We start from the raw sequence: 24,684 nt of genomic DNA, 5'->3' as shown, positions 1-24,684 counted from the left end.
ATAACTACGCCAAGTAATCAGTATCGTGTCGCGTCCCCGGATGACCGACCACCATCACCGGCGGAAATCCCACTCAGGCAAGCCGCCACTCCTGGCTCGCCCGCCCCCTGACACAGGTCCACTGCAGGGCATTGGTCCCATCCCCCGTCCCACCCCCCTGCATGTCCAGGCACTTGCCGCTGTGCCGGGCCACCAGGACGAAATAACCGTCGTTCCGCTGACTGAGCCCCCACTCCTCGCTGTAGCGCCCGTTCACGCAGGCCCACTGCCGGATGTTGGCCCCGCTACGCAGGTCACCGTCCATCACATGCAGGCACTTGCCGCTGTGCACGGCCCGAATGGTGTAGTAACCACCGCTGGTCGCCGTCAGGTTCCACTCCTGATTGGCGCCGCCATCGCAGGTCCGCTGCTGGACGTCGGCTCCGTCCTCCATGGCGGAGTGCAGCACGTCCAGACACTTGCCGCTGTGCCGGGCCACCAGGATCGCGGTGAACTTGGCCCGGAGCCCCTCCCGCGCACCGGCGGCCCCGCCGGCCGACGCCCGCGCGGCCGACGGGGCCACGAGCAGGGCCGCCGCCAGGACAAACACCTGACCGGCGTGAAAAAGTCTCATCGGGCCTCCCGAGGCACTCCCTGAAGATCAACAAACCCTTGATAATGCGAATCGCCCAACGCGGCGAACAGCCACGCCAAGTAAGCAACCCGTGCCGCCCCCTGGAGCCCTCAAGCCCAGGCGAGTCCGCGCCGTCGACTCACGCGAGCCGCCACTCCTGGTTCTTCCATCCCCTGACACAGGTCCACTGCCGGAGGCGGGCACCGTCACGCATGTCACGGTCCATCACCTGCAGGCACTTGCCGCTGTGCCGGGCCACCAGGACGAAGTAACCGTCGTCCCGCTGACTGAGCCCCCACTCCTGGTTGCGGGCTCCGACCAGGCAGGTCCACTGCTGGATGCCGGCCCCGATGCTCCTGCTGTCATCCAGCACGTCCATGCACTTACCGCTGTGCATGGCCTTGAGGGTGTAGTAGCCGCCACCGGTCGCCGTCAGACTCCACTCCTGACTCTCCTTGTCGCTACAGGTCCACTGCTGGATGTTGGCCCCGTCGTCCATCCCGCCGCCCTGCACGTCCAGGCACTTGCCACTGTGCCGGGCCACCAGGCTGGCCGTGAACCTACCTCCAGCCCGCTCCGGCGCACCGGCGGCCACGACATCCGCCGCCGACGCCCCGCCGACCGGGACGACAAGCAGGGCCGCGGCCAGAGCCAGGACCTGACCTGCGCCAACGAGTCCCATCGAACCTCCCGAGACGCTCCTTAAAGATCAACAAACCCTTGATAACACGAATCACCCAACGTAGCTAACAGCTACGCCAAGTAATGATGTCGTGTCGCATCCCCGGTAGCGTCTCGTCGAACGACGGTGGGGTAGGCGTTTCCGCACAGCACGCGAGCGCGGAACGGCTTCTGGTTCAGGATCAGAAGCGAGGCGGGCCGGCCTCTCAGTGTTAGTGCGACGTTCCTCTCATCGGATGCACAGATCCACATTGACTCAGGACACCGGAAAGGCCACCTCGACAGCCCTGGGGTTTCGGCCGCGCGTTCGCGACCTCCGTTGAGGAACGGAACATCAGGCCTCGACGGGACTCCGCAACGACGAGAACGACGAACGGCCCGGCGCGGGCCGGGCCGTTCGTGATGGGGCCCCTTACTTCTTCTGCCCCTGCCGCTTCTCGCGGATCTTCATGGTGACCTCGATGGGCGATCCGGCGAAGCCGAACTCCTCGCGGATCCGGCGCTCGATGAAGCGGCGGTAGGTCTCCTCCAGGAAGCCCGAGGTGAACAGCACGAACTTCGGCGGCTCCGTCGACGCCTGGGTGGCGAAGAGGATCTTGGGCTGCTTGCCGCTGCGGACCGGCGGCGGGGTGGCCGCGACCAGGTCGGTCAGGAAGGCGTTGAGGCGGGCGGTGGGCACCCGGGTCGACCAGGAGTCGAGCGCCTTCTCGATCGCCGGGACGAGCCGGTCGACGTGCCAGCCGGTCTTGGCGGAGATGTTGGCCCGCAGCGCCCACGGCACGCGGACGAGCTGGCGGTCGATCTCCTTCTCCAGGTAGTAGCGGCGGTCTGAGTCCAGCAGGTCCCACTTGTTGAACGCCACGACCATGCACCGGCCGGACTCGATCACCAGCGAGATGATCCGCAGGTCCTGCTCGGTCAGCACCTCGCTGGCGTCGATGAGCACCACCGCGATCTCCGAGCGCTCCAGCGCGGCCCTGGTACGCATGCTCGCGTAGAAGTCGGCGCCCTTGAGCTCGCGGTCACGCCGCCGGATGCCGGCGGTGTCGACAAAGCGCCAGGTCCTGCCGCCGAGCTCGACCAGTTCGTCCACCGGGTCGCGGGTGGTGCCCGCCATCGGGTCGACGAGCACCCGCTCCTGACCGGCGAGCTGGTTCAGCAGCGAGGACTTGCCCACGTTGGGCTTGCCGACCAGGGCGACCCGGCGCGGCCCGCGCTCGACGCCGAACCGCTGCTCGGGCGTGTCCGGCAGCTTTTCGAGGATCACGTCCAGCAGGTCACCGCTGGAGCGGCCGTGCAGCGCGGAGACCGGCTGCGGCTCACCCAGGCCGAGAGACCAGAGCCCGGCCGCCTCCAGCTCCATCTGCTGGTTGTCGACCTTGTTGGCGGCGAGGATGACCGGCTTGCCCGACCCGCGCAGCACATGGCCGACGATCTCGTCCGCGTCGGTCACGCCCACCACGGCGTCGACCACGAACAGGATCACATCGGCCAGTTCGGCCGCCACCTGGGCCTGCTCGGCGATCTTCAGCGCCATACCGGTCGCGTCGGGGTCCCAGCCACCGGTGTCGACCACCGTGAACCGGCGCCCGCGCCAGGTGGCGTCGTAGGTGACCCGGTCGCGGGTCACCCCCGGCACGTCCTCCACGACCGCCTCGCGGCGGCCGATGATCCGGTTGACCAGTGTGGACTTGCCCACGTTGGGGCGGCCCACCACGGCCACGACCGGCTGCGGGGCGGTGTCCGGCCCCGCCTCCTGAGAGCTGTAATCGGTCCCTGAATCGGCGAGCTCCGCGTCGATCCAGCCGTTGTCGTCGTCGTATTCCCCGGTCACGCCTTTTCCTTAATCACACGCAGTATTTCGGCGATGACCTCTTCGAGGTTCAGCGCCGTGGTGTCGAGCTCGACGGCGTCGGCCGCCTTCGCCAGCGGGTCTGCCTTCCTGGTCGAGTCAAGGGTGTCCCGGCGGGCCATCGCGGCCCGCTGTGCCTCCACCGTGGTGCCGGTGAGCTCCGCCGTACGACGCAGTGCCCTGGCGTCCGCGCTCGCGGTCAGGTAGATCTTGACCACCGCGTCGGGCGCCACAACCGTGCCGATGTCACGGCCCTCGACGACGATGCCGCCGGAACCGATGATCTCACGCTGCTCGGCCACCAGGCGGCGCCGTACCTCGGGCACCGCGCTGACCGCCGAGACGGCCGCGGTGACCTCGGCGGTCCGGATCGGCCCGGCGGCGTCGACGCCGTCGACCGCCACCGCGGGGGCGTCGGGGTCGGTGCCCAGGGTGAGGATCGGGGCGATCGCCCCGGCCGCGATCGCCCCGGGGTCGGCGAGGTCGACGCCCCGCTGGAGCATCCACCAGGTGATCGCCCGGTACATCGCCCCGGTATCGAGATAACGCAGCCCCAGCGCCCGCGCCACCCCTCGTGACGCGCTCGACTTGCCCGATCCCGAAGGACCGTCCATGGCGACGACCAGTCCGGTCACGACGCCTTCTCCCTTGCAGCCCGCTTCAGTTGTCCGTACGAGGCTACCGGGAGCCGGGCAGGAACCGCGCATCGAGCGAACGGGCCACCGCAGGGGCGGTGGACCCCGCGGCGGACCGTCCCAGACGATCATGACGGTCCGGGCACGGAGTGCGGCAGGCGCCTACGGCAGGTGCCAGCCGTGCGCGCGCAGGGCCTCGGACAGCCTCGGCACCGCCTCCGGCTGCACCGAGAGATCGGCGGCGCCCAGCGGCAGGCCGGGGGCGTGCTCAAGCCGGACGTCCTCGATGTTGACGCCCGCCTCCTTGGCCACCTGGAACAGCCGGGCCAGCTCGCCGGGGCGGTCACCGATGATGACCTGGACCGTCGCGTAGGCGCGCGCGGGACCTCCGTGCTTGCCGGGGATCCTGCCGGTGCCCGCGACGCCCCGGTACAGCAGTTCGGTGACGCGAGCCATGGCCTCGGGATCGGCGGCCTCCCTGAGCGCGGCGGCCGCGGCGGCCAGGTCGGCCGCCACCGCCTCCAGCACCTCGGCCACCGGCAGCGCGTTGCCCGACAGGATCCCGGTCCACAGCCTCGGGTCGCCCGCCGCGATGCGGGTGACGTCGCGCACCCCCGGCCCGGCCAGGCCGAGCGCGGTGGCCGGCGCGTCCGCGAGACGGGCGGCCACCGCGGAGGCGGTCACGTGGGGGGCGTGCGAAACGACCGCGACGGCCCTGTCGTGCTCCTCGGCGCCGACCCTGACCGCCTCGCCGCCGCAGAGTTTGACGAGGCCGTACATGGCCTCCACCGCGTCGGGCGAGGTCTCCTCGGTCGGGCAGAGCGCCCACGGACGCCCGAGGAAGATGTCGGCCCGCGCCGCGGCGGGCCCGGAGCGCTCACGGCCGGCGAGCGGGTGCCCGGCGACGTAGCTCGTCAGGTCGCAGCCGAGGCTCGTGGCCTCCCTGAGCGGAAGGGCCTTGACGCTGGCCACGTCCGTGTAGAAACGGGCCGCACCGGCCTTCTGGAGAGCGGCGAGCCGCCCCGCGACCGCATGGGGCGGGACCGCGATGACCGCGACGTCCACCCGCACGCCCTCGACCCACTCCACTCCGGCGCCCAGCTCGCGTGCCAGCCGCAGGGAGCCCTCGTCCCGGTCGGCCAGGTGGACGGCGACGCCCTGCTCGCGCAGGGCCAGGGCGATCGAGGTGCCGATCAGCCCCGTACCGACGACCAGGACGCTCTCCAGACCGCTCACACCCACTCCCCCGAGATCATGATGCCTAAAGGACTCATTGCGCGATGTCCACCCGAAGTGCGACCGCGCCACGCAGGTAGACGTGCTGGACCTCCTGGCGGGGCCGGTCGACCTCGACATGGGCCATCAGCCGCACCACGCGGGGCAGGGCGCCCGGCACGTCGATCTCGGAGGCGCAGATCAACGGGACGTCGTGGAAACCAAGCTTGCGGGCGGCCAAGGCGGGAAACTCGGCGGTGAGATCAGGCGTGGCCGTGAAGATCACACTGATCACGTCCTCGGTGGTGAGCCTGTTGCGTCCCATCACCTCCGTGACCAGTTCGGTGACTCCGGACAGGATCGCGTCCCGGTCGTTCGCCTCGACCTGAATCGCACCGCGGATCGCCCGCACCATCGTCGTTCCTCCATATCCACCCACGCCGGACCACCCCCGAGGGGTGATCCGGCGCGTCCTGAACGTGTGTGTCAGGGAAGGCTACAACCCGACCGCTGCGTAGAGTTCCCCGACCTCCGTGAGGGTCAGCGCGCGGAGGGTGCCCGGCTTGAGGCGGCCGAGCTTGACCGGGCCGAACTCGATACGGGCCAGGTCGATGACCGGGTGCCCGACCTCCTCCAGCATGCGGCGGACGATGTGCTTGCGGCCCTCGTGCAGGACGATCTCGACCAGGGCCTGCTGGCCGTGCTCCTGGACCAGGGTGAAGGAGTCGGCCTTGGCCAGGCCGTCCTCCAGCTCGATGCCCTTCTTCAGCCGGCGGCCGAGGTCGCGCTCGATCCGGCCGGGGACCTTGGCCCAGTACTTCTTCTGCACGCCGTAGCTCGGGTGGGTGAGCCTGTTGGCCAGCTCGCCGTCGTTGGTGAGCAGGATCAGGCCCTCGGTCTCGGTGTCGAGCCGGCCCACGTGGAACAGGCGCTCGGTGCGGTCGGCCACGAAGTCGGCCAGCGAGGGGCGGCCGTCCGGGTCGGACATGGTGCTGACGACGCCGATCGGCTTGTTGATCGCGAAGTAGACCAGGTCGGGCATCGTCGGCAGGCGCTTGCCGTCGACGTGGATGACCTGCTTGGCGGGGTCGACCCGGGCGCCGAAGCGGCGGACCACCTGGCCGTCGACGGTCACCCTGCCGTCGCCGATCATGTCCTCGCAGGCCCGGCGGCTGGCGACGCCCGCCTGGGCGAGGACCTTCTGCAGCCGGACGCCGTCAGGGACCTCGGTGGTGTCGCGCTCGTCGACGTAGTCACGGTCGTAGAAGTCGGAGTCACGCTTGGGCTGGCGGGCGGTCTTGAACCGGTCGTTCGCGATCGTGCCGGGCCGCAGCGGGGCCTTCGCCTCCGGAGCTCGGCCGGTGGAGCGGCCGGCCGGGGCACGACGCTCGCCGTACGCCCCGGCGCGGTCGCCGCCGATCGTCTGGACGTCGTCCCGGCGGCCGGTCCTGCCGAAGCGGGCACGGGAACCACCGGCGGGCGCGCCGCCGCGACCTCGGTCGGCGCCGGGCCTGCCACGCGAGCCGTCTCGGTCCGCGCGGAAACCACCCTGCGAACCACCACGGTCGTCACGACGCGGGGCATCGGACCGGAAATCGCTCCTCGAACCGTCGCGGGACCCGCCGAACGACGAACCGCCACGGTCCTCACGGCGCGGGCCGTCGGACCGGTAACCGCCCTGCGAACCACCACGGTCATCCCGACGCGGGCCGTCGGACCGGAAACCACCCTGCGAACCACCCGAAGGCCTGCTCCCGTACGAACTGCGCGAACCATCACGCTCGGCACGGAAACCACCACGATCATCCCGACGCGGACCATCGGACCGGAAACCGCCCTGCGAACCACCACGGTCATCCCGACGCGGGCCGTCGGACCGGAAACCACCCTGCGAACCACCCGAAGGCCTGCTCCCGTACGAACTGCGCGAACCATCACGCTCGGCACGGAAACCACCACGATCATCCCGACGCGGACCATCGGACCGGAAACCACCCTGCGAACCACCCGAAGGCCTGCTCCCGTACGAACTGCGCGAACCATCACGCTCGGCACGGAAACCACCACGATCATCCCGACGCGGACCATCGGACCGGAAACCACCCTGCGAACCACCACGGTCATCCCGACGCGGACCATCGGACCGGAAACCGCCCGAGGACCTACCGGACGAGCTGCGCGAACCATCACGCTCGGCACGGAAACCACCACGATCATCCCGACGCGGGCCGTCGGACCGGAAACCGCCCTGCGAACCACCACGGTCATCCCGACGCGGACCATCGGACCGGAAACCGCCCGAGGACCTACCGGACGAGCTGCGCGAACCATCACGCTCGGCACGGAAACCACCACGATCATCCCGACGCGGGCCGTCGGACCGGAAACCGCCCTGCGAACCACCACGGTCATCCCGACGCGGACCATCGGACCGGAAACCGCCCGAGGACCTACCGGACGAGCTGCGCGAACCATCACGCTCGGCACGGAAACCACCACGATCATCCCGACGCGGGCCGTCGGACCGGTAACCGCCCTGCGAACCACCACGGGAGCCGCCTGACGAGGATCCGCCCCGGGAGGAACCGCCCCGGAATCCACCGGACTGCGAGCCCCCACGGGGATTGCCACCGCGCGGGGCTCCGCCACGGCCTTGACCGCGTCCATCACCGGACGGGGTACTACGGCTGTTGTTCACTGCTTCTGCTCCTCTAGGGATTCCATGTCATCGGGCAGGAAAGGCGCCAGTTCTGGAAGCTCGTCGAGCCCCCGCAGGCCTATCCTTTCGAGAAAATACGAACTTGTCCGGTAGAGCACGGCTTGGCTCTCCGGTTCGGTGCCGGCCTCCTCGACCAGCCCCCTCGTCACCAGCGTGCGCATGACGCCGTCGCTGTTGACACCGCGGATGGCCGCCACCCGGGCCCGGCTCACCGGCTGCCGGTAGGCGACCACGGCCAGGGTCTCCAGCGCGGCCTGGGTCAGACGCGTCTGCTGGCCGTCGCGGACGAACCGCTCCACGAGTGAGGCGCACTCGGCCCGCGTGTAGAAACGCCAGCCGCCCGCGACCTCTCTCAGGTCGAAACCCCGCCCGGCTTCGGTGTATTCCGCCGAGAGTTCCCGGAGCACCCTGCCGACCTCGTGGACGGGCCGCTCCAGCACCTGGGCGAGGGTCACCTCGGCGACGGGCTCGTCGACCACCAGCAGGATGGCCTCCAGCCCGGCGCGCAGGTCAGGACCGGCGCTCAGATCAGGCTCGGATGCCAGGTCAGTCATCGGCGGGTTCTCTCTTCGGGGTCTCGTCGTAGTCGTCGGCCACGGCGACGTCACCGTCGTCACTGCCGGTCCAGGTCACGTGCAACTCCCCGAGAGGCTCAATCTGCTCGAAGGAGACGGCCGCCTCCCGGTAGAGCTCCAGGACCGCCAGGAAACGGGCGACGATCTCGAAGGTGCCGGCGCAGTCGGAGGTGAGTGCCCGGAAGGTCGCCCGGCGTAACCGCCGCAGCCGCTCGACAAGGATAACCGCCTGATCGCGGACATTGGCGAGTGGTTGGTAGATGTGGGCCACGGAAACCGACGGGGGCACCTTGGGGACGAAGGCCCGCCGGGCGATCTCAGCGAGGCGGTCGGGGCCGATGCCGAGGATCAGCTCGGGCAGCAGGCCCGCGAACTGGGCCTCCATCGGCACGGTACGCGGGAAGCGCAGCGCCTCCTCGGCCATCCTGGCGGAGAAGACCTTGACGACCTCCTTGTAGGCCCGGTACTGCAGGAGGCGGGCGAAGAGCAGGTCGCGGGCCTCCAGAAGGGCCAGGTCCTCCTCGTCGTCCACCTCGCCGGCGGGCAGCAGCCTGGCCGCCTTGAGGTCGAGCAGGGTCGCCGCGACGAGCAGGAAATGGCTCGTCTGGTCCAGGTCCCACTCCGGGCCCCTGGCCCGGATATAGGAGATGAACTCGTCGGTGACCTGGCTGAGCGAGACCTCGGTGATGTCCAGCTTGTGCTTGGAGATCAGACCGAGCAGGAGGTCGAAAGGGCCTTCGAAGACCTCCAGATGCACCTTGAAGGTGTCATCGGCGGTCCTCGGCTGCTCGGTCATCCCTCCATTGTCCCGTACCAGCAGGTGGGATCATCGCTCCAGCGCGGCCCACCTGGCAAGAACTTCCCTGGCGAGCTCGCGGTACGCGCTGGCGCCGAGCGAGGAGGAGTCGAAGCTGGTGATGGGCTCACCGGCCACGGTCGCGTCGGGGAAGCGAACCGTCCGGTTGATCACTGTGTGGTAGACCTTGTCGTCGAACGCCTCGACGACCCGGGCCAGCACCTCGCGGCCGTGCAGGGTGCGCGCGTCGTACATGGTGGCGAGCAGGCCCTCGATGACCAGCTCGTCGTTGATGCGCTCCTGGACCTTGATGATGGTGTCCATGAGCAGCGCGACACCGCGCAGCGCGAAGAACTCGCACTCCAGCGGCACCATGACGCCGTGCGCACAGGCCAGCGCGTTGATCGTGAGCAGTCCCAGGGAGGGCTGGCAGTCGATCAGGCAGACGTCGTACTCGGGCAGGAGGGGCTTGATGACCCGGCCGAGCACCTGCTCGCGGGCGACCTCGGTGACGAGCTGGACCTCGGCGGCCGACAGGTCGATGTTACTGGGCAGCAGGTCCATGCCCTCGACGCCGGTCTCCAGCAGCACGTCCCTGGCCGTGATCTGCCGCTCCATGAGGAGGTTGTAGACCGTCAGGTCGAGCTGGAGGGGGTTGATCCCGAGACCGACCGAGAGGGCGCCCTGTGGGTCGAAGTCGACCAGCAGCACCTTGAGCCCGGCCTCCGCCAGCGCGGCGCCCAGGTTGATCGTGGTGGTCGTCTTGCCGACGCCGCCCTTCTGGTTGACCATGGCGACGACCCTCGCCGGTCCGTGCACGGTGCGAGGGGGCGGATCGGGAAAAACGGGGCGGGGACGCCCGGTCGGGCCGAGGACTCCCCCACTGCGAGGGGTCCCGGCGGTCTTGGTGTCGCCCCAGGGATTCTCGGGGTTTGCCGGGGCCGCTCCCCGGATAGAACCGTCGGTGGTCACAGTCACCAGTCGAACCTCCCTGACGGCCTCTAACCGGACCGTCCGGACGGACACTATGGCGTCAACACGTATGCGGCAAGGCGGCACGCCCGGACATAAGGAAGGTCAATCCCGCGTGCGCGGATGCGCCACGGCATAGACCTCCCGGAGCCTGTCGGCCGTGACCTGCGTGTACACCTGGGTGGTGGTCACCGAGGCGTGGCCGAGTAGTTCCTGAACCACCCTAACGTCCGCACCGCCGTCAAGGAGGTGGGTTGCGAACGAATGTCGCAACATATGTGGCGACACTCCTTCGAGCCCGCCGCGCTCGGCGGCGCCCTGGAGGACCTCCCAGGCCCCCTGCCGGGTGAGCCGGCCACCCCTGGCGTTGAGAAAGAGCCCCGAGGTGCCACGGCCTTGGGAGGCGATGCGGGGGCGGGCACGGGTGAGGTAGGCGCCCAGCGCCTCCCCCGCGAAGTCGCCCAGGGGCACCAGGCGGGTGCGCCCGCCCTTACCCCGCAGCCGCACCCGCTGGGCCTCCGCCCCCAGCTCGACGTCGTCGACGGTGAGCCCGACGGCCTCGGAGATACGCGCGCCGGTGCCGTACAGCAGTTCGAGCAGTGCCCGGTTGCGCAGGGTGAGAGGGGCGCCGTCGGGCCCGGAGGCGGCGATCAGGCGCTCCACGTCGCGGACGCTGATCGCCCTGGGCAGCCGCCTGAGCTGGCGCGGCGGGCGCACCTCGTGGGCGGGATCATGGCGGCAGAGGCCCTGGCTCAGCGCGAAGCGGTGCAGCCCGCGCACCGCGGAGACGGCCCGCGCCGCCGAGGCGGCGACGAGGGCCTGATGCTCCCCGTCGCCCTCCCTGAGTGCCGCCACGAAGGCGGCGACGTCGCCCTCGGCGACCTCGGCGAAAGTGACGCGGCCGCGGTGCCTGAGGTGCTCCACGTATCGCAGGAGGTCACGGCGGTAGGAGGCCAGTGTGTTGGCTGCCAGGCCCCGCTCCCCCGCCAGGTGGGCGAGGTAGCGCAAGAGGACGGCCTCCGTCTCGCTCAGGGTGTCCTCCTGTCATGCCTCCGGTGCGTCGGCGGGCCGCAGCGAGGCGAATCCATCCGCCGAAGCGGCGTATGCGGCGAGAATACCGGCCACGGCTTGGGAATTGTGGATCATTCCCGCCATGGCACGCCGAACCGCGTCGGACAGGGGAATCCAGACCACCGGCATGTCGGCCTCCTCGTGCCGGTGGACGAAGTCCAGCTCCCCCTCGGGAATGGGAGCGACGTCCCTGGCGAGGAAGATCCGGGTGCGCTCGTCGGTCATTCCCGGCGAGATGAAGGCGTCGACGAGGGTGTGCCAGGTGTTCGCCCGGTAGCCCGCCTCCTCGGCGAGCTCGCGGGCCGCCCCCGCCTTCAGGGACTCTCCGTGGACGTCGCGCAGCCCCGCGGGCAGTTCCCACAGCAGCCGCCTGACAGGGTGGCGGTACTGGCGGATCATCAGGACCCGCTCCCGGTCGTCGAGGGCGACGACCGCCACGGAGCCGGGGTGGACCACGTAGTCACGGTTGACGACATCGCCCTCCGGCATGACCACCGCGTCGGTGACGGCGGTGATGACCCGGGCGCGGAAGTGCTCGGTGGAAGAGGTGACCTTCCACTCCTCGGGAACGTCCAGGACCTCCAGGACGTCCTCGCTCCGCCCCCCTCGCGTGTCGCTCACTTGCCCCGCCCGGCCTTGGCGACGGTGCCACGGGTTTCCGCGTATGTCAGGGCGGCGCCGATCAGGCCCTTGAACAGCGGATGCGCCCGGGTCGGCCGGGAGCGGAACTCCGGGTGCGCCTGGGTGCCGATGAAGAAGGGGTGGGTGTCGGTGGGCAGCTCGGCGTACTCCACCAGCCGACCGTCGGGCGAGAGACCCGAGAAGACCATGCCGACCTTCTCCAGCTGCTCGCGGTAGGAGTTGTTGACCTCGTAGCGGTGGCGGTGGCGCTCGTCGACCTTCGCCATGCCGTACAGCTGGCGGGCGAGGGTGCCCTCACCGAGCCTGGCCGGGTAGAGGCCCAGCCGCATGGTGCCGCCCATGTCGCGCTCGCCGGAGACGACGTCCTGCTGGTCGGCCATGGTGGAGATGACCGGGTGGGTGGTCTCCTCGTCGAACTCGGTGCTGCCGGCGTCCTCGATGTCCGCGAGGTTGCGGGCCGCCTCGATGACCATGCACTGCATGCCCAGGCAGAGGCCGAGCAGCGGGATCTTGTTCTCCCTGGCGTGCCGGACCGCGCCGACCTTGCCCTCGATGCCGCGCACCCCGAAGCCGCCGGGGACCAGGACGCCGTCGACGCCGTCGAGTTCGCGGGCCGCGCCCTCGGGGGTCTCGCAGTCGTCGCTCTTCACCCAGCGGATGTTGACGCGGGCGTCGTTGGCGAAACCACCCGCGCGCAGCGCCTCGGTGACCGACAGGTAGGCGTCGGGCAGGTCGATGTACTTGCCGACGAGCGCGATCGTGACCTCGTTGGCCGGGCGGTGCACCCGGCGCAGGAGCTGCTCCCACTCCTTCCAGTCGACGTCCCTGAAGGGCAGGCCGAGGCGGCGCACCACGTAGGCGTCCAGACCTTCCGCGTGCAGCACCTTGGGGATGTCGTAGATGCTGGCGGCGTCGGCGGCGGAGACGACCGCGTCCTCGTCGACGTCGCACATGAGGCTGATCTTGCGCTTGATCGCGTTCGTGACCGGGCGGTCGGAGCGCAGGACGATCGCGTCGGGCTGGATGCCGATGCTGCGCAGCGCGGCGACCGAGTGCTGGGTCGGCTTGGTCTTCAGCTCTCCGCTCGGCCCGATGTACGGCAGCAGCGAGACGTGCAGGAAGAACACGTTGTCGCGGCCGACCTCGTGGCGGACCTGGCGGACGGCCTCCAGGAAGGGCAGCGACTCGATGTCGCCCACGGTGCCGCCGACCTCGGTGATGACCACGTCCACGTCGGGGCCGGCCATCGACCGGATACGGTCCTTGATCTCGTTGGTGATGTGCGGGATGACCTGCACGGTGTCGCCGAGATACTCGCCGCGTCGCTCCTTGGCGATGACGTTGGAGTAGACCTGACCGGTGGTCACGTTGGCCGAGCCGTGCAGTTCGGTGTCGAGGAACCGCTCGTAGTGGCCGACGTCGAGGTCGGTCTCGGCGCCGTCGTCTGTGACGAAGACCTCACCGTGCTGGAACGGATTCATGGTGCCGGGGTCGACATTGAGGTAGGGGTCGAGCTTCTGCATGGTGACCCGCAGGCCGCGCAGCTTGAGAAGACGCCCGAGGCTTGACGCCGTCAGTCCCTTACCCAGACTGGAGGCGACGCCGCCGGTGACGAACAGATGCTTGGTGTGTGCGGCGCTGCGCAAGAAGGCTCCCGTGGTCGTTGAAGATCAGTCGGCACACCCTTGTGAATGGCCTACAGGTCCACGGGCTCTCAGAATATCAAACGGTACCGGCGAAGTGCCCGAACAACCCCCACCCGCATTCCCGCCAAACCTAACCAAGCAGTAACTTGATCCGTTATGTCACTTCGTGGGGTGGTAAGGCGTGCTGTGGGCACCCTGATCCACCGACTCTGGGCGGCGGTCCGCGCGGCCGGCACCGTCAGCCCCGCCAACCCCGCCGGATACCGGTTCCGGCGCCTCGGCGAGGGCGCCTGCCTGTCGTTCCCGGTCGGGGCCATCTTCGGCGAGGCCTGGATCGAGATCGGCGACCACACCCTGATCGGCGAGCGGGTCTCCATCTCCGCGGGCATGGGCCCCGGGGTGAACCTGGGCCCGAACTCGATCGTACGGATCGGCGGAAGCTGCTCCATCGGCCGGGGCAGCCACATCGTGGGCCACCAGTCGATAGACATCGGCGACCATGTCTTCACCGGCCCGTACGTCTACATCACCGACCAGAACCACGTCTACGACGACCCCGAGATGCCGATCGGCCGCCAGTGGCCGCGCAACAACCCCGTCTCCATCGGGTCGGGATCGTGGCTGGGCACCGGTGCGATCATCCTGCCGGGCACCCGGATCGGCAGGCAGTGCGTGGTGGCGGGCGGGGCCGTGGTGCGCGGGGAGTTCCCCGACCACAGCGTGATCGCGGGCATCCCCGCCAAGGTGGTACGCCACTACGTACCCGGCGAAGGCTGGCTGCCGCCTCACCGCGGCGGCGCGGAGACCCCCGGCTCGGGGACCTCTGGCGGCCCGGAGACCTCTGGCGGCCCGGAGACCTCTGGCGGCCCGGAGAGCGAGACCGCAGAGCCACCCGCCCCCCTGACCGGACCGGCCGTACCGCCTCCCCCCGCCGATCCCGTCCACACCGCCTGACGCCCCCTTCCGCCACGGAGATCGCGACCACCCGGTTCCACGCCCGGTCACGACACTGGACCGAACAAGGTTCTGTGACTTACGGTCACGTCATGCGGACCACGATCTGTGAGAGATTCGGCGTCGAGTTCCCACTCTTCGCCTTCAGCCACTGCCGCGACGTGGTCGCCGCGGTGACCAACGCGGGCGGGTTCGGCGTGCTCGGCGCCGTCGCCTACTCCCCCGAGCAGCTCGACACCGAGCTGAGCTGGATCGACGAGCGTGTCGGCGGCCGCCCGTACGGGGTGGACGTGCTCGTTCCCGGCAGGATCGACGCCTCGGCCGCCAACCGGAACACCAGCCTCATCGACCACATCCCCCAGCGGCACCGCGACTTCGTGGCACACCTGTTCGGCAAGTACGGCGTGGGCGGGGCCGAGACGCTCACCCACGGCGCGGCCGGCCGCGCCGACGAGATGGGCCGCCGGGTGACCGCGGAGGGCGCCACCGGGCTGATCGACGTGGCGCTCAAGCACCCGATCGGCCTCATCGCCAGCGCGCTCGGCCCGCCCCCGCCGGAGATGACGGCCAAGGCCAGGCAGGCCGGGGTGCCGGTCGCGGCGCTGGTCGGTACCGTCGAGCACGCCCGCCGCCAGGTCGCCGCCGGAGCCGACGTGATCGTGGCCCAGGGCTCCGAGGCGGGCGGCCACACCGGCGAGATCTCCACGATGGTGCTCGTCCCCCAGGTCGTGGACGCGGTGGACGTCCCAGTGCTGGCGGCCGGCGGCATCGCGGGAGGCCGCCAGATGGCCGCCGCGCTCGCGCTGGGCGCCGAGGGGGTGTGGTGCGGTTCGGTCTGGCTGACCACCGAGGAGGCCGAGACCCTGCCCCTGGTCAAGCAGAAGATGCTGGCCGCCACCTCCTCCGACACCGTGCGGTCCCGGTCGCGGACCGGCAAGCCCGCCCGGCAGCTGAGATCCGCCTGGACCGACGAGTGGGACGGGGCCCCGGAGAGCCCGGGCGCGCTGCCGATGCCGCTGCAGATGCTCCTCGCCGAGGGCGCGATGGCCAGGATCGGCAGGGCCGCCGAGAGCGGCTCCCCCGGCGCCGGGGAGCTCGCCACCTACTTCGTCGGGCAGGTCGTCGGACAGATGAACCAGATCAGACCGGCCCGCCGGGTGGTCCACGACATGATCGAGGAGTTCGCCGCCGTCGTCGAACGCCTCGACCGCCTCACCGGCGCCTGACCGGCTCCCCCTCCGCGGCCCCCTCCCCTCTCCTCCTTCTCGGGCTCCTCTGTTTCGGCTGTTTCAGCGCGCCCCGGTTCCGGTGGATTTCCCGGCCGCGGTGACGCCCGATGGACTCTTTCGGTATCCCCTGACCCTCCCGGCTCACCGGAGCGGCCACCGAGACCGGAGCGATACCGGGAGAGGGAACCCAGCGGGATCGATCAGCCGCCGTGAAACGTTGAAGGGGGCAGAGAGGACAACGGAGGTGTGATGCTCGCGGCACTGACGGGCCTTGGGCTCTCCACCGCGGCCGGGCTCAACGCCTACATCCCGCTGCTGGTGGTCGGTCTGCTCGCCAACTTCACGGACCAGGTGCGGCTGCCGCAGGAGTTCGCCTGGCTCTCCAACGGCTGGGTGCTCGGGATCATCGGCGTGCTGCTCCTGGCGGAGTTCGTGTTCGACAAGGTCCCGGTGGTCGACAGCGTCAACGACATGATCCAGACCGTCGTCCGCCCGGCCTCCGGCGGCGTCGTCTTCAGCGCCACCGAGGCCGCGGCCCGGCTGGACGGCTCGACCTGGATGAGCCACAACCCCTGGCTCAGCTGGGTGCTGGGCATCGGGATCGCGCTGGCCGTGCACATCATGAAGACGACCGCCAGGCCCGTGGTGAACGCCACCACGGCCGGGGTGGGCGCGCCCGTGGTCAGCACCGTCGAGGACGCCGGGGCGCTGGGCATCAGCCTGGTGGCGATCTTCCTGCCCGTCCTGGTCATCCTGGTGGTGGCGGGGCTGGCACTGCTCGCCTGGTGGACGACCCGCAGAATACGGCGACGAAGGCGGAGCCGGGTGTCCGACCCGAGCCTGCGATGAGGTCTCGCCGGCCGTGCCACGCCCACGCCGGGCACCTGGCCTCCCCGCCCTGCCCCGCGCTACCCGACGCCCACCCAAGAGGGAAAGTGCGGACTATGCTCTAAACATCTCGTACAACCCCCGTGGGGAGGTGGTTCCGATCGGCGAATTCCTCATGATCCTGCTGGTGATCCTGCTGTTCTTCCTTCTCCTGGGAGCAGCCGGGATCTATCTGCTGGTCAAGATCGGCAAGAAGGCCACGAAGAAGGCCAAGAGCGTCTCCACCCGGGTCGCCTCCCACATGGCCGCGATGGGCACCGGTGACGCCGCGGAGACCGAGCGGATGCGTCTTGACCTGCGGCGCGAGGTCTCCCTGACCCGTCAGGCGGTGGACCACGCGCTGCGCGACGGGTGGGGACTGGGCGATCTGCCTCAGTTGGTGGGAGAGATCGCGGCGCACGCCGAGCAGCTCGACGCCCAACTCGCCCACTACGCCCAGGAGCGGCGGGTCTCGCCCTACATCGACCACACGGCGCTGGGCCGCCTGCGCGAGCACCACACCAAGCTGACCACCTCCTGCGCCCGGATCAGGGCCGACCTGCGCAACGACCAGATGGCGCACTCGGCCGGGGGCATCGACCAGATCCAGGACCGCACCGACCTGGAGATCGAAGCCCGCCGCCGGGCCCCCGACCCGCTGGAGGAGATCGACGAGCTCTACAAACGCACCATGATCAACCGCTCCCTCCCCGAAGACCTCCGCTGACCGGCTCCGGAGCCCTCCGGGTAGGAAAACCCGCCTCCGACGATGTGCATTGACCCCGCCCTCAAGCCATCGGCGCCTGCGGTGCTCTCGGTTGACCTGCGGTCCACCTACCACAGGTGCCAGCATGACTCCGTAAAGTCATGTTCCGGAGTATCACCGAAGGCGGGGTTCGCCGTGTGAAAGCCCTCTTCCCCGATCGGTTCCGTCCAGGACCGACCGGCGGCTGGACCGCCGACATGCTCGATCATCTCCCCCCGAACTCGCCCCGGCATGTCGAACTGATCGACGGAACACTGATCGTGAGGCCGCCACAGACCGCCTTTCAAATGTTCGTGGTCACGCTTTTCGAGCAGACGCTCACCTTCCCGGGCGATCTCATGGTCGTTCGGGAGATGACCGTGACCCTGGGAATCCGGCAGCGGCCGGAACCCGACATCATGCTGGTGGCGAGTTCGGCGTTGACGAGCCTGAGAACCACCTCGTTCAAGCCGGAGGACGTGCATCTGGTGGTCGAGGTGGTGTCCCCCGAGTCGCTGGAACGAGACCGCACCACCAAGCCGATCAAATACTCCGACGCCGGGATCAGGTATCTCTGGCGCGTGGAGCAGGAGGACGACAGGCCCGTCGTCTACACCTTCGAACTGGAACCCTCCGTCAAGGCGTACGTTCCGACGGGCATCCACCGGGGGCGGTTGAAGACGGACATCGGCTTCGAGGTCGACATCGACCTTGACCTCGGCAGGTTCATCGGTTCGGAAAGTTTGTGAAGTCGGCGTAGAGCCTGGCGAGGTCGTCGTAGGTGGCGCCGGTGTTGATGCGGGCGCGCAGGGCCTGGGCCTCGGCGGTGCTGGGGAGGAAGCCGTCGAGCAGCGCGGGCAGGCCGAGGCGCCAGCCGAGCAGGGCGCGTGGTGACTGCCGGTGGCCCGCGCGGATCACCGAGACGCCGACCCTGATCGCGTGCTCGTTGCCGGGTGGCACGTTCGGGCGGTCGGTCTCGATCGCCGAGTAGCGGAAGCCGTCGGCGAGGTCGCACGGCGGGCAGCCCCGTGGCCCCCCGCCCAGCGGGGCCCCGCAGCCGGAGCAGGTCAGCCGGTCGAGGGCGCCGTCGACGACCCGCCAGTCGTGCCGGTCGGGCTCGTCTGCGACCATCTCGGCGATCGCCGACTCCTCCTCGGCGGGCAGCTCGGCCACACCGAACCGGTCCCGGAGGAACACTCGCCAGCCGTCCTCGACGATCCGGTCGACCAGCGCCGCGCACCGGTCGCAGCCGGGTGCCCCGCCGTACTCCCAGCAGCCGCAGCCGGCACATCGTCGCATCCCGCGACCGTATCCGGCCGCATCGCCGACGGGCGAGCCGTTTTCACACCGGCTTCACATCGCCCCGGCCCTCCCGGAAGCCTCGTCTCCCCTCGTTCTCCTGGGCCGGGTCGCCCTCGCGTTACCCTCACAGGGAGCCGCCGGTGGCTTCCGAAGGCGAGGGACGTGTTCACGCCTGAATCAGGAGACCCCGGCCTCGCGCATGTCGCGGACCTCTCGCTTGAGCTCCTTGATCTCGTCGCGGAGCCGGGCGGCGACCTCGAACTGCAGGTCGGCGGCGGCCTGGTGCATCTGCTCGGTGAGCGACTCCATCAGCGCCTCCAGCTGGGCCCTGGGCATCTCTCCGGCGATCGCCCTGGCGTGCCGGCCCGCCTGCTTGACCGCGAAACCGGGGACGGGTGCCTTGCCTCGTGACTGCTGGCGGCCGCTGCCACCGAGGAGCTGGGCGGTGTCGGCGTCCTCCCGGTTGAGCGAGTCGAGGATGTCGGCGATCTTCTTGCGGAGCGGCTGCGGGTCGATGCCGTTGGCCTCGTTGTAGGCGATCTGCTTGGCCCGGCGGCGGTTGGTCTCGTCGATCGCCCGCTCCATGGAGGGGGTGATCCGGTCGGCGTACATGTGCACCTGGCCGGAGACGTTTCTGGCCGCGCGGCCGATGGTCTGGATCAGGGAGGTCTCCGAACGGAGGAAGCCCTCCTTGTCGGCGTCGAGGATGGCCACCAGCGACACCTCGGGCAGGTCGAGGCCCTCCCGGAGCAGGTTGATGCCGACCAGCACGTCGAACTCGCCCATCCGCAGCTCGCGCAGGAGCTCGATGCGGCGCAGGGTGTCGACCTCGCTGTGCAGGTAGCGGACCCGGATGCCGAGCTCCAGCAGGTAGTCGGTGAGGTCCTCGGACATCTTCTTGGTCAGCGTGGTGACCAAAACCCGCTCGTCCTTCTCGGTGCGGACGCGGATCTCGTGGATCAGGTCGTCGATCTGCGACGTGGTCGGCTTGACGATCACCTCGGGGTCGATCAGGCCGGTCGGCCGGATGACCTGCTCGACCACGTCGCCCTTGGAGCGGCCCAGCTCATAGGGGCCCGGGGTGGCCGACAGGTAGACCGTCTGGCCGATCCGCTCCAGGAACTCCTCCCATCTCAACGGGCGGTTGTCCATCGCGGACGGCAGGCGGAAGCCGTGGTCGACGAGCGTGCGCTTGCGGGAGGCGTCCCCCTCGTACATCGCGCCGATCTGCGGGACGGTCTGGTGGGACTCGTCCAGGACCAGCAGGAAGTCCTCGGGGAAGTAGTCGAGCAGGGTGTTGGGCGCGCTGCCCGGCTCGCGGCCGTCCATGTGGCGCGAGTAGTTCTCGATGCCGGAGCAGGTGCCGATCTGACGCATCATCTCCAGGTCGTAGGTGGTGCGCATGCGCAGCCGCTGGGCCTCAAGGAGCTTGCCCTGGCGCTCCATGGTCTCCAGCGTCCCGGCCAGCTCGGCCTCGATGCCCCGGACCGCGCTCTCCATCCGCTCGGCGCCCGCGACGTAGTGCGAGGCCGGGAAGATGTAGAGCTCGGTGTCCTCGGTGATCACCTCGCCGGTCAGGGGGTGCATGGTCGAGAGCTTCTCGATCTCGTCACCGAACATCTCGATGCGGACGGCGAGTTCCTCGTACTTGGGAATGATCTCGACGGTGTCGCCGCGCACCCGGAAGGTGCCCCGGGTGAAGGCCATGTCGTTACGGGTGTACTGCATGTCGACGAGGCGGCGGAGCAGGCTGTCGCGCTCGATCTCCTGGCCGACCTTGAGCCTGACCATGCGGTCGACGTACTCCTGCGGGGTGCCCAGGCCGTAGATGCACGAGACCGAGGCGACCACGATCGTGTCGCGGCGGGTCAGCAGCGAGTTGGTCGCCGAGTGGCGCAGCCGCTCGACCTCCTCGTTGATCGAGGAGTCCTTCTCGATGTAGGTGTCGCTCTGCGGGACGTACGCCTCGGGCTGGTAGTAGTCGTAGTAGGAGACGAAGTACTCGACCGCGTTGTTGGGCATCATCTCGCGCAGCTCGTTGGCGAACTGCGCGGCGAGCGTCTTGTTGGGCTGGATGACCAGGGTGGGTCGCTGGAGGCGCTCGATCAGCCAGGCGACCGTGGCGGTCTTGCCCGTGCCCGTGGCGCCCAGCAGGACGTTGTCCTTGTCACCCGCCGTGACCCGCCGTTCGAGCTCGGCGATCGCGGTGGGCTGGTCGCCCGAAGGGGTCATGTCGGTGACGACCTCGAAGGGGGCCACCTTGCGCTGCAAATCTGTTACCGGCCTCACCTGTTCCACTGTAGGCGGCGTGACCGACAATCCTTCTCCGTACGGTCTCCCGCCGGGGCGACCGGCTTAACCGCACGGCAAGTGAACCGCAAGCGAGGTCCCCTTTACTGGCCGGCGTGCCTGTGCTCACAAAGCGTGATATATCGAGCTTTCGACATATGACTACCTCGGAGGTGTGATGTCCCGGCCAAGGGAAGCCATGCAGTACGCGAGGGCCGCGGCCCAGACGATAGGGCAGGGTGGCGACATGCGCCAGGTGGTCGGGCAGGCCGTCGGACAGTTCGCCGGGCAGATGACCGGGCAGGCCACCGGGAGTCCGACGGCCGCCGGGAGCGAGGGCTTCGCGCTCAACCCCTCCGACTTCGCCGCCGCCCGTGACCAGGGCGCCTCCCCGGGCACGATCATCGAGGCCCGCAGCGCGCCGCTCAACGAGGCCGGCGAGATCGTCAACCGGAGCTTCGGCGGCACGGGTCAGCACGGCGAGTCCGTCCACGTCATCTCCCCCGTGGTCATCCCCAAGAGCGGCGCCGCCAAGGTGATCATCCCGCTGGTGGTGCTGGCCGGCCTCGGCCTGGTCGGGCTCATCGCCACCGGCCTCCCGGACGGGGCACGGGTGCTGTTCGGCCCGCACTACTGGGCCGTGCTGGTGCTGGCCGCGGTGTTCCTGTGGTGGCGCAGGAGCGTGGTCATGGTGCCCGAAGGCTGCAAGGCCCTGATCACCAAGTTCGGCAAGCTCGTGCAGATCGCCGAGCCGGGCCGGGTGACGCTGTTCAACCCGTGGAAGCGGGTCAGCTACATCGTCAACACCACCCGCGAGTACCCCTTCAACGCGCCCATCCGCGAGGCTCCCACCCAGCAGGGCGTCAAGGCCAGCGTCGATCTGTTCCTGCAGTTCCGGATCGAGGACCCGGCCGAGTTCATCTTCGTGCTCGGCTCGGTCAGCGGCTTCCAGGCCAAGCTGCAGAACGCGATCAGCGAGGTCACCCGCTCGCTGATCTACTCCCAGCGCGCCGAGGAGATCTACGACCTGGTCGGCGAGAGCACGATGGGCATGCTGGACAACCTCAACCAGCAGTTCCTGCCCGCCGTGCGGCTCACCGACGTCAACATCACGCACGCCGAACCGTCCAGCCAGGAGTACCGGATGGACCTGGCCGCCCCCGAGATGATCAGGGTCGCCAAGGAGGCGTACACCTACGAGTACGAGCTCCAGCTCCGCAAGGAGCAGAACGAGGGCGACCTGATCAAGGAGTTGGCCGGCCTGCAGGAGCAGCTGTCGGCCATCCACGCCGAGATCGCCGGATACCAGGCCCGGATGGACACCGCACTGGAGCGCGCCTCGCACCAGGCGAAGGCCCAGGCGGGCCAGCGGCTGGTGGAGGCGGAGTCCACCGCCAAGGCCAACGCGGCGCTGCTGGAGGCCCAGGCGCTGGACATCCGCGCGCTGAGCGCCGCCGAGGCGCCGGAGATCCTCGACTACCGGTTCCAGCAGGACCTGCTCGACAAGCTGGAGTCCGTCGCCTCGCACCTGCCGCGCCTGGTGCAGGTCGGCGAGGACGTCGATCTCGACCTGCTCGCGCTGGCCAGGCAGCTGGTCGGCAGCCGCGAGGCACAGCTGTTCTCCGAGGCGGACATGGCCGCGATCAGGTCCCGGATGGCCGAGATCGGCGGCCGCGTCGAGGAGCGCGGGGCGGAGATCGCCGCCCTGCTCAACCCGCCCGCCGACGTCGCCGCTCCGGTACGGGAAGAGGAGTGACGTGAACGGGGACATACGGCGAACGCGGAACGTTGAAGATTCGGTGAGAGGAACGGTGAGGTCTCGGTGAGCGCCGGAGAGTTCTCCAAGATCAAGGAATCCCTGGCCTCCTGGTCGGAGATCCGCCAGCTGCTGCGCGGCGGCGAGTCGGGCCGGCTCGTCCCGGTGGTGATCCCCAAGGACCGGCGCGGCTTCGCCTGGGTGACGCTGCTGTTCTTCGCCCTCTACCTGGCGGGTACCGCCGTGCTCGCCGACGGGGTGCTCTCCCTGCTGGCCGCGGTCGGCGCGGTGTTCTTCCTGATAACGGCGCTGATCTGGCTCTGGCGCCGGGCGATCATCGAGATCGAGGAGGGCACCACCGGCGTGCGCAGCCGGTGGGGCGCGATCGTCGGCACGCTGCCTCCTGGCCGCCACTACCTGTGGCTGCCGTGGGACCGGGTGGACGCGGTGGTGGACACCTCCACCGAGATCCCCTACTCCGCGCCGATCGTGGCCTGCCCGACCGCGGAGAACGTCCCGCTCAAGTCGATCGAGTTCTTCCTGAAGTTCCGCATCGTCGACCCGGTGGCATTCGTCCGTACGATCGGCGCCGGCAACTTCGACCTGGTGCTCAGCAGCGCCGTACAGGACGCCATCCGCCAGCGCAGCCGCCAGGTACGGACCGAGCGCGCCTACGACCTGCGCGGCTCCGACGTCGGCGACATGCAGGAGCTCCTCACCCGCCAGCTCGGCCGGTACGGGGTGCGGATCACCGGTGCCAACATCCCCGACGTGCAGCTGCCCGACCAGTACCAGCAGCATCTGGCCACCCGGGAGAAGGTCGCCAAGGAGCTGTCGGCCTTCGAGCGCGAGTGGGAGCTCACCCGCAAGCGCCGGATCGACACCCTGCTGATGGAGATCGAACGCGCCAAGAAGACGCGGGACGCGCGTATCGTCGAGGTGCGCGCCGCCGCCAACACGGCGCGTAAGGACGTGGCCCGCATGCTGGAGGAGCACGAGACCGAGGCGCAGCGAGTGCGCTGGGAGATCGAGGCCAAGGGCCGGGCCGAGCTCACCTCCGCCGAGAACGAGGCGAAGGGGCTGCGCAGGCTGGCCGACTCCTACCGCGACAACCGTGCCGTGCTCCAGTACGAGCTGGCCCGCCGCAGGCTCGACGTGGGCGCCAAACTCGCGGAGAGCGCACCTCGTCCCGTCGTCGTCCGCACCACCGGCGCCTCCGGCGACACCTCGGCGCTGTCCACCCTGCTTCTGGCCCAGCTCCTGCCCCAACTGGGCGGCGGCAACGGCCAGACCCTCCCTCCGCACCAAATCCCCTGAGAAAACCTGGAGTCACAATGGTGTTCCGTAAGCTGATGGCCGCGTTCGGGGCGGGTGTCGAGGTCGACACGGTCCTGCAGAACTCGCACGTACGGCCCGGCGAGACCCTGCGCGGGCAGGTCAACTTCCGCGGCGGCGGCTCCGACTACAAGGTCGAGGGCATCTTCATCGACTTCACCGCCGTGGTCGAGGTCGAGAGCGGCGACAACGAGTACAAGTCGACCTACAGCTTCCTGCGCCAGCAGATCACCGGACCGTTCCACCTGGCCGCGGGAGCCCCGCAGTCGGCCCCCTTCCAGATCCAGGTCCCCTGGGAGACCCCGATCAGCGCCATCGGCGGCCACCCGCTGCGCGGCATGCAGCTCGGCGTCTCCACCGAGCTGGCCCTGGCCGGCGCGCTCGACAAGGGCGACCTCGACCCGCTGTTCGTCAACCCGCTGCCCGCCCAGGACCACCTGCTCGGCGCGCTGGACCGGATGGGCTTCCGCTTCAAGAAGGCCGACCTGGAGCGGGGCACCCTGCACGGCTCGCGGATGCCGTTCTTCCAGGAGATCGAGTACTACGCGGGCGGCGAGTACCACCGCCACTTCAACGAGCTGGAACTGACCTTCATCGCCGGCCCCCAGGCGATGGACGTCATCCTGGAGGCCGACAAGCGCGGCGGCTTCCTTAGCTCAAGCCACGACAGCTACAGCCGCTTCACCATCCACTACAACGACCACCCGGGCCAGGTGGAGCAGTCGCTGCGCTCCGGCCTCCAGGCCATGGCCCAGAAGCGCGGCTGGTTCTGACTTTCCTCCTGTACGGG

Annotated in this window: 23 protein-coding genes; 8 read left to right on the top strand and 15 right to left on the bottom strand. The window is 69.5% G+C overall.

Features of this window, described 5'->3' with window-relative positions; genetic code table 11:
• Positions 1 to 73 precede the first annotated feature (73 nt).
• From ACQP0P_RS17075 to ACQP0P_RS17015, 13 genes are all read right to left on the bottom strand, one after another.
• A complete protein-coding gene (locus ACQP0P_RS17075; RefSeq protein ID WP_433377523.1) occupies positions 74 to 613 on the bottom strand; it encodes an RICIN domain-containing protein in 540 nt (179 codons plus the stop codon).
• Positions 614 to 752: 139 nt separating this feature from the next.
• Positions 753 to 1,295 carry an RICIN domain-containing protein gene (locus ACQP0P_RS17070; RefSeq protein ID WP_433377520.1) on the bottom strand — a complete coding sequence of 181 codons (543 nt, stop codon included), beginning with the start codon at positions 1,293 to 1,295 and terminating at the stop codon, positions 753 to 755.
• A gap of 411 nt (positions 1,296 to 1,706) precedes the next feature.
• On the bottom strand, positions 1,707 to 3,128 hold the full coding sequence (der, locus tag ACQP0P_RS17065; RefSeq protein WP_433377517.1) for a ribosome biogenesis GTPase Der: 1,422 nt from the start codon (positions 3,126 to 3,128) through the stop codon (positions 1,707 to 1,709).
• Positions 3,125 to 3,781, bottom strand: coding sequence for a (d)CMP kinase (gene cmk, locus ACQP0P_RS17060; protein ID WP_433377514.1), 657 nt, complete (start codon positions 3,779 to 3,781; stop codon positions 3,125 to 3,127). Before cmk ends, der begins: the two co-directional genes overlap by 4 nt.
• A 162-nt stretch (positions 3,782 to 3,943) precedes the next feature.
• Positions 3,944 to 5,017, bottom strand: coding sequence for a prephenate dehydrogenase (locus ACQP0P_RS17055; RefSeq protein WP_433377511.1), 1,074 nt, complete (start codon positions 5,015 to 5,017; stop codon positions 3,944 to 3,946).
• A 34-nt stretch (positions 5,018 to 5,051) separates the two neighbouring features.
• Entirely contained in the window at positions 5,052 to 5,411 is a 360-nt protein-coding gene (aroH, locus tag ACQP0P_RS17050) for a chorismate mutase (RefSeq protein ID WP_030919183.1), read from the bottom strand.
• An 81-nt stretch (positions 5,412 to 5,492) separates the two neighbouring features.
• Entirely contained in the window at positions 5,493 to 6,149 is a 657-nt protein-coding gene (locus ACQP0P_RS17045) for a pseudouridine synthase (RefSeq protein WP_433377508.1), read from the bottom strand.
• Positions 6,150 to 7,690: 1,541 nt separating this feature from the next.
• On the bottom strand, positions 7,691 to 8,269 hold the full coding sequence (scpB, locus tag ACQP0P_RS17040; protein ID WP_433377505.1) for an SMC-Scp complex subunit ScpB: 579 nt from the start codon (positions 8,267 to 8,269) through the stop codon (positions 7,691 to 7,693).
• Positions 8,262 to 9,086 carry a segregation and condensation protein A gene (locus tag ACQP0P_RS17035; RefSeq protein WP_433377502.1) on the bottom strand — a complete coding sequence of 275 codons (825 nt, stop codon included), beginning with the start codon at positions 9,084 to 9,086 and terminating at the stop codon, positions 8,262 to 8,264. Before ACQP0P_RS17035 ends, scpB begins: the two co-directional genes overlap by 8 nt.
• 30 nt (positions 9,087 to 9,116) lie before the next feature.
• On the bottom strand, positions 9,117 to 10,064 hold the full coding sequence (locus tag ACQP0P_RS17030; protein ID WP_326638505.1) for a ParA family protein: 948 nt from the start codon (positions 10,062 to 10,064) through the stop codon (positions 9,117 to 9,119).
• Between the two features lie 99 nt (positions 10,065 to 10,163).
• Entirely contained in the window at positions 10,164 to 11,066 is a 903-nt protein-coding gene (locus tag ACQP0P_RS17025) for a tyrosine recombinase (RefSeq protein ID WP_433377499.1), read from the bottom strand.
• Between the two features lie 36 nt (positions 11,067 to 11,102).
• Positions 11,103 to 11,750, bottom strand: a complete 648-nt coding sequence (locus tag ACQP0P_RS17020; RefSeq protein WP_433377496.1) for an NUDIX domain-containing protein — start codon at positions 11,748 to 11,750, stop codon at positions 11,103 to 11,105.
• Positions 11,747 to 13,417 carry a CTP synthase gene (locus ACQP0P_RS17015; protein WP_433377493.1) on the bottom strand — a complete coding sequence of 557 codons (1,671 nt, stop codon included), beginning with the start codon at positions 13,415 to 13,417 and terminating at the stop codon, positions 11,747 to 11,749. Before ACQP0P_RS17015 ends, ACQP0P_RS17020 begins: the two co-directional genes overlap by 4 nt.
• 156 nt (positions 13,418 to 13,573) lie before the next feature.
• Here ACQP0P_RS17015 and ACQP0P_RS17010 point away from each other — a divergent pair, with 156 nt between their 5' ends.
• The 5 genes from ACQP0P_RS17010 to ACQP0P_RS16990 all read left to right on the top strand — a co-directional run bounded on the left by ACQP0P_RS17010 (position 13,574) and on the right by ACQP0P_RS16990 (position 17,961).
• The gene (locus tag ACQP0P_RS17010; RefSeq protein ID WP_433377491.1) at positions 13,574 to 14,371 is read left to right on the top strand and encodes a DapH/DapD/GlmU-related protein; all 798 of its coding nucleotides are present in this window, start codon (positions 13,574 to 13,576) and stop codon (positions 14,369 to 14,371) included.
• 92 nt (positions 14,372 to 14,463) lie between these two features.
• Complete coding sequence (locus ACQP0P_RS17005) at positions 14,464 to 15,597, top strand: NAD(P)H-dependent flavin oxidoreductase (RefSeq protein WP_433377488.1); 1,134 nt, start codon at positions 14,464 to 14,466, stop codon at positions 15,595 to 15,597.
• 252 nt (positions 15,598 to 15,849) lie between these two features.
• Entirely contained in the window at positions 15,850 to 16,449 is a 600-nt protein-coding gene (locus ACQP0P_RS17000; protein WP_433377485.1) for a DUF4126 domain-containing protein, read from the top strand.
• Between the two features lie 130 nt (positions 16,450 to 16,579).
• The gene (locus tag ACQP0P_RS16995) at positions 16,580 to 17,194 is read left to right on the top strand and encodes a hypothetical protein (RefSeq protein ID WP_433377482.1); all 615 of its coding nucleotides are present in this window, start codon (positions 16,580 to 16,582) and stop codon (positions 17,192 to 17,194) included.
• 176 nt (positions 17,195 to 17,370) lie between these two features.
• A complete protein-coding gene (locus ACQP0P_RS16990; protein WP_433377479.1) occupies positions 17,371 to 17,961 on the top strand; it encodes a Uma2 family endonuclease in 591 nt (196 codons plus the stop codon).
• Here ACQP0P_RS16990 and ACQP0P_RS16985 read toward each other — a convergent pair.
• On the bottom strand, positions 17,939 to 18,511 hold the full coding sequence (locus ACQP0P_RS16985; protein ID WP_433377476.1) for a hypothetical protein: 573 nt from the start codon (positions 18,509 to 18,511) through the stop codon (positions 17,939 to 17,941). The two genes, ACQP0P_RS16990 and ACQP0P_RS16985, sit on opposite strands and share 23 nt — an antisense overlap.
• A 180-nt stretch (positions 18,512 to 18,691) precedes the next feature.
• Positions 18,692 to 20,803, bottom strand: a complete 2,112-nt coding sequence (gene uvrB, locus ACQP0P_RS16980) for an excinuclease ABC subunit UvrB (RefSeq protein ID WP_433377473.1) — start codon at positions 20,801 to 20,803, stop codon at positions 18,692 to 18,694.
• 199 nt (positions 20,804 to 21,002) lie between these two features.
• Between uvrB and ACQP0P_RS16975 the strand changes: the two genes are divergently transcribed.
• The 3 genes from ACQP0P_RS16975 to ACQP0P_RS16965 all read left to right on the top strand — a co-directional run bounded on the left by ACQP0P_RS16975 (position 21,003) and on the right by ACQP0P_RS16965 (position 24,667).
• Positions 21,003 to 22,559 (top strand): SPFH domain-containing protein, encoded by a 1,557-nt coding sequence (locus tag ACQP0P_RS16975; protein ID WP_433377470.1) that lies wholly within the window; start codon positions 21,003 to 21,005, stop codon positions 22,557 to 22,559.
• A 66-nt stretch (positions 22,560 to 22,625) separates the two neighbouring features.
• On the top strand, positions 22,626 to 23,876 hold the full coding sequence (locus ACQP0P_RS16970; RefSeq protein ID WP_433377467.1) for an SPFH domain-containing protein: 1,251 nt from the start codon (positions 22,626 to 22,628) through the stop codon (positions 23,874 to 23,876).
• Positions 23,877 to 23,893: 17 nt separating this feature from the next.
• Complete coding sequence (locus ACQP0P_RS16965; protein ID WP_433377464.1) at positions 23,894 to 24,667, top strand: sporulation protein; 774 nt, start codon at positions 23,894 to 23,896, stop codon at positions 24,665 to 24,667.
• The last annotated feature ends 17 nt before the right edge of the window (positions 24,668 to 24,684 follow it).

The organism is Streptosporangium sp. CA-115845 (genome assembly GCF_050943795.1).
Lineage (GTDB): Bacteria > Actinomycetota > Actinomycetes > Streptosporangiales > Streptosporangiaceae > Streptosporangium.
This window is presented reverse-complemented; position numbering and strand designations above follow the sequence as displayed.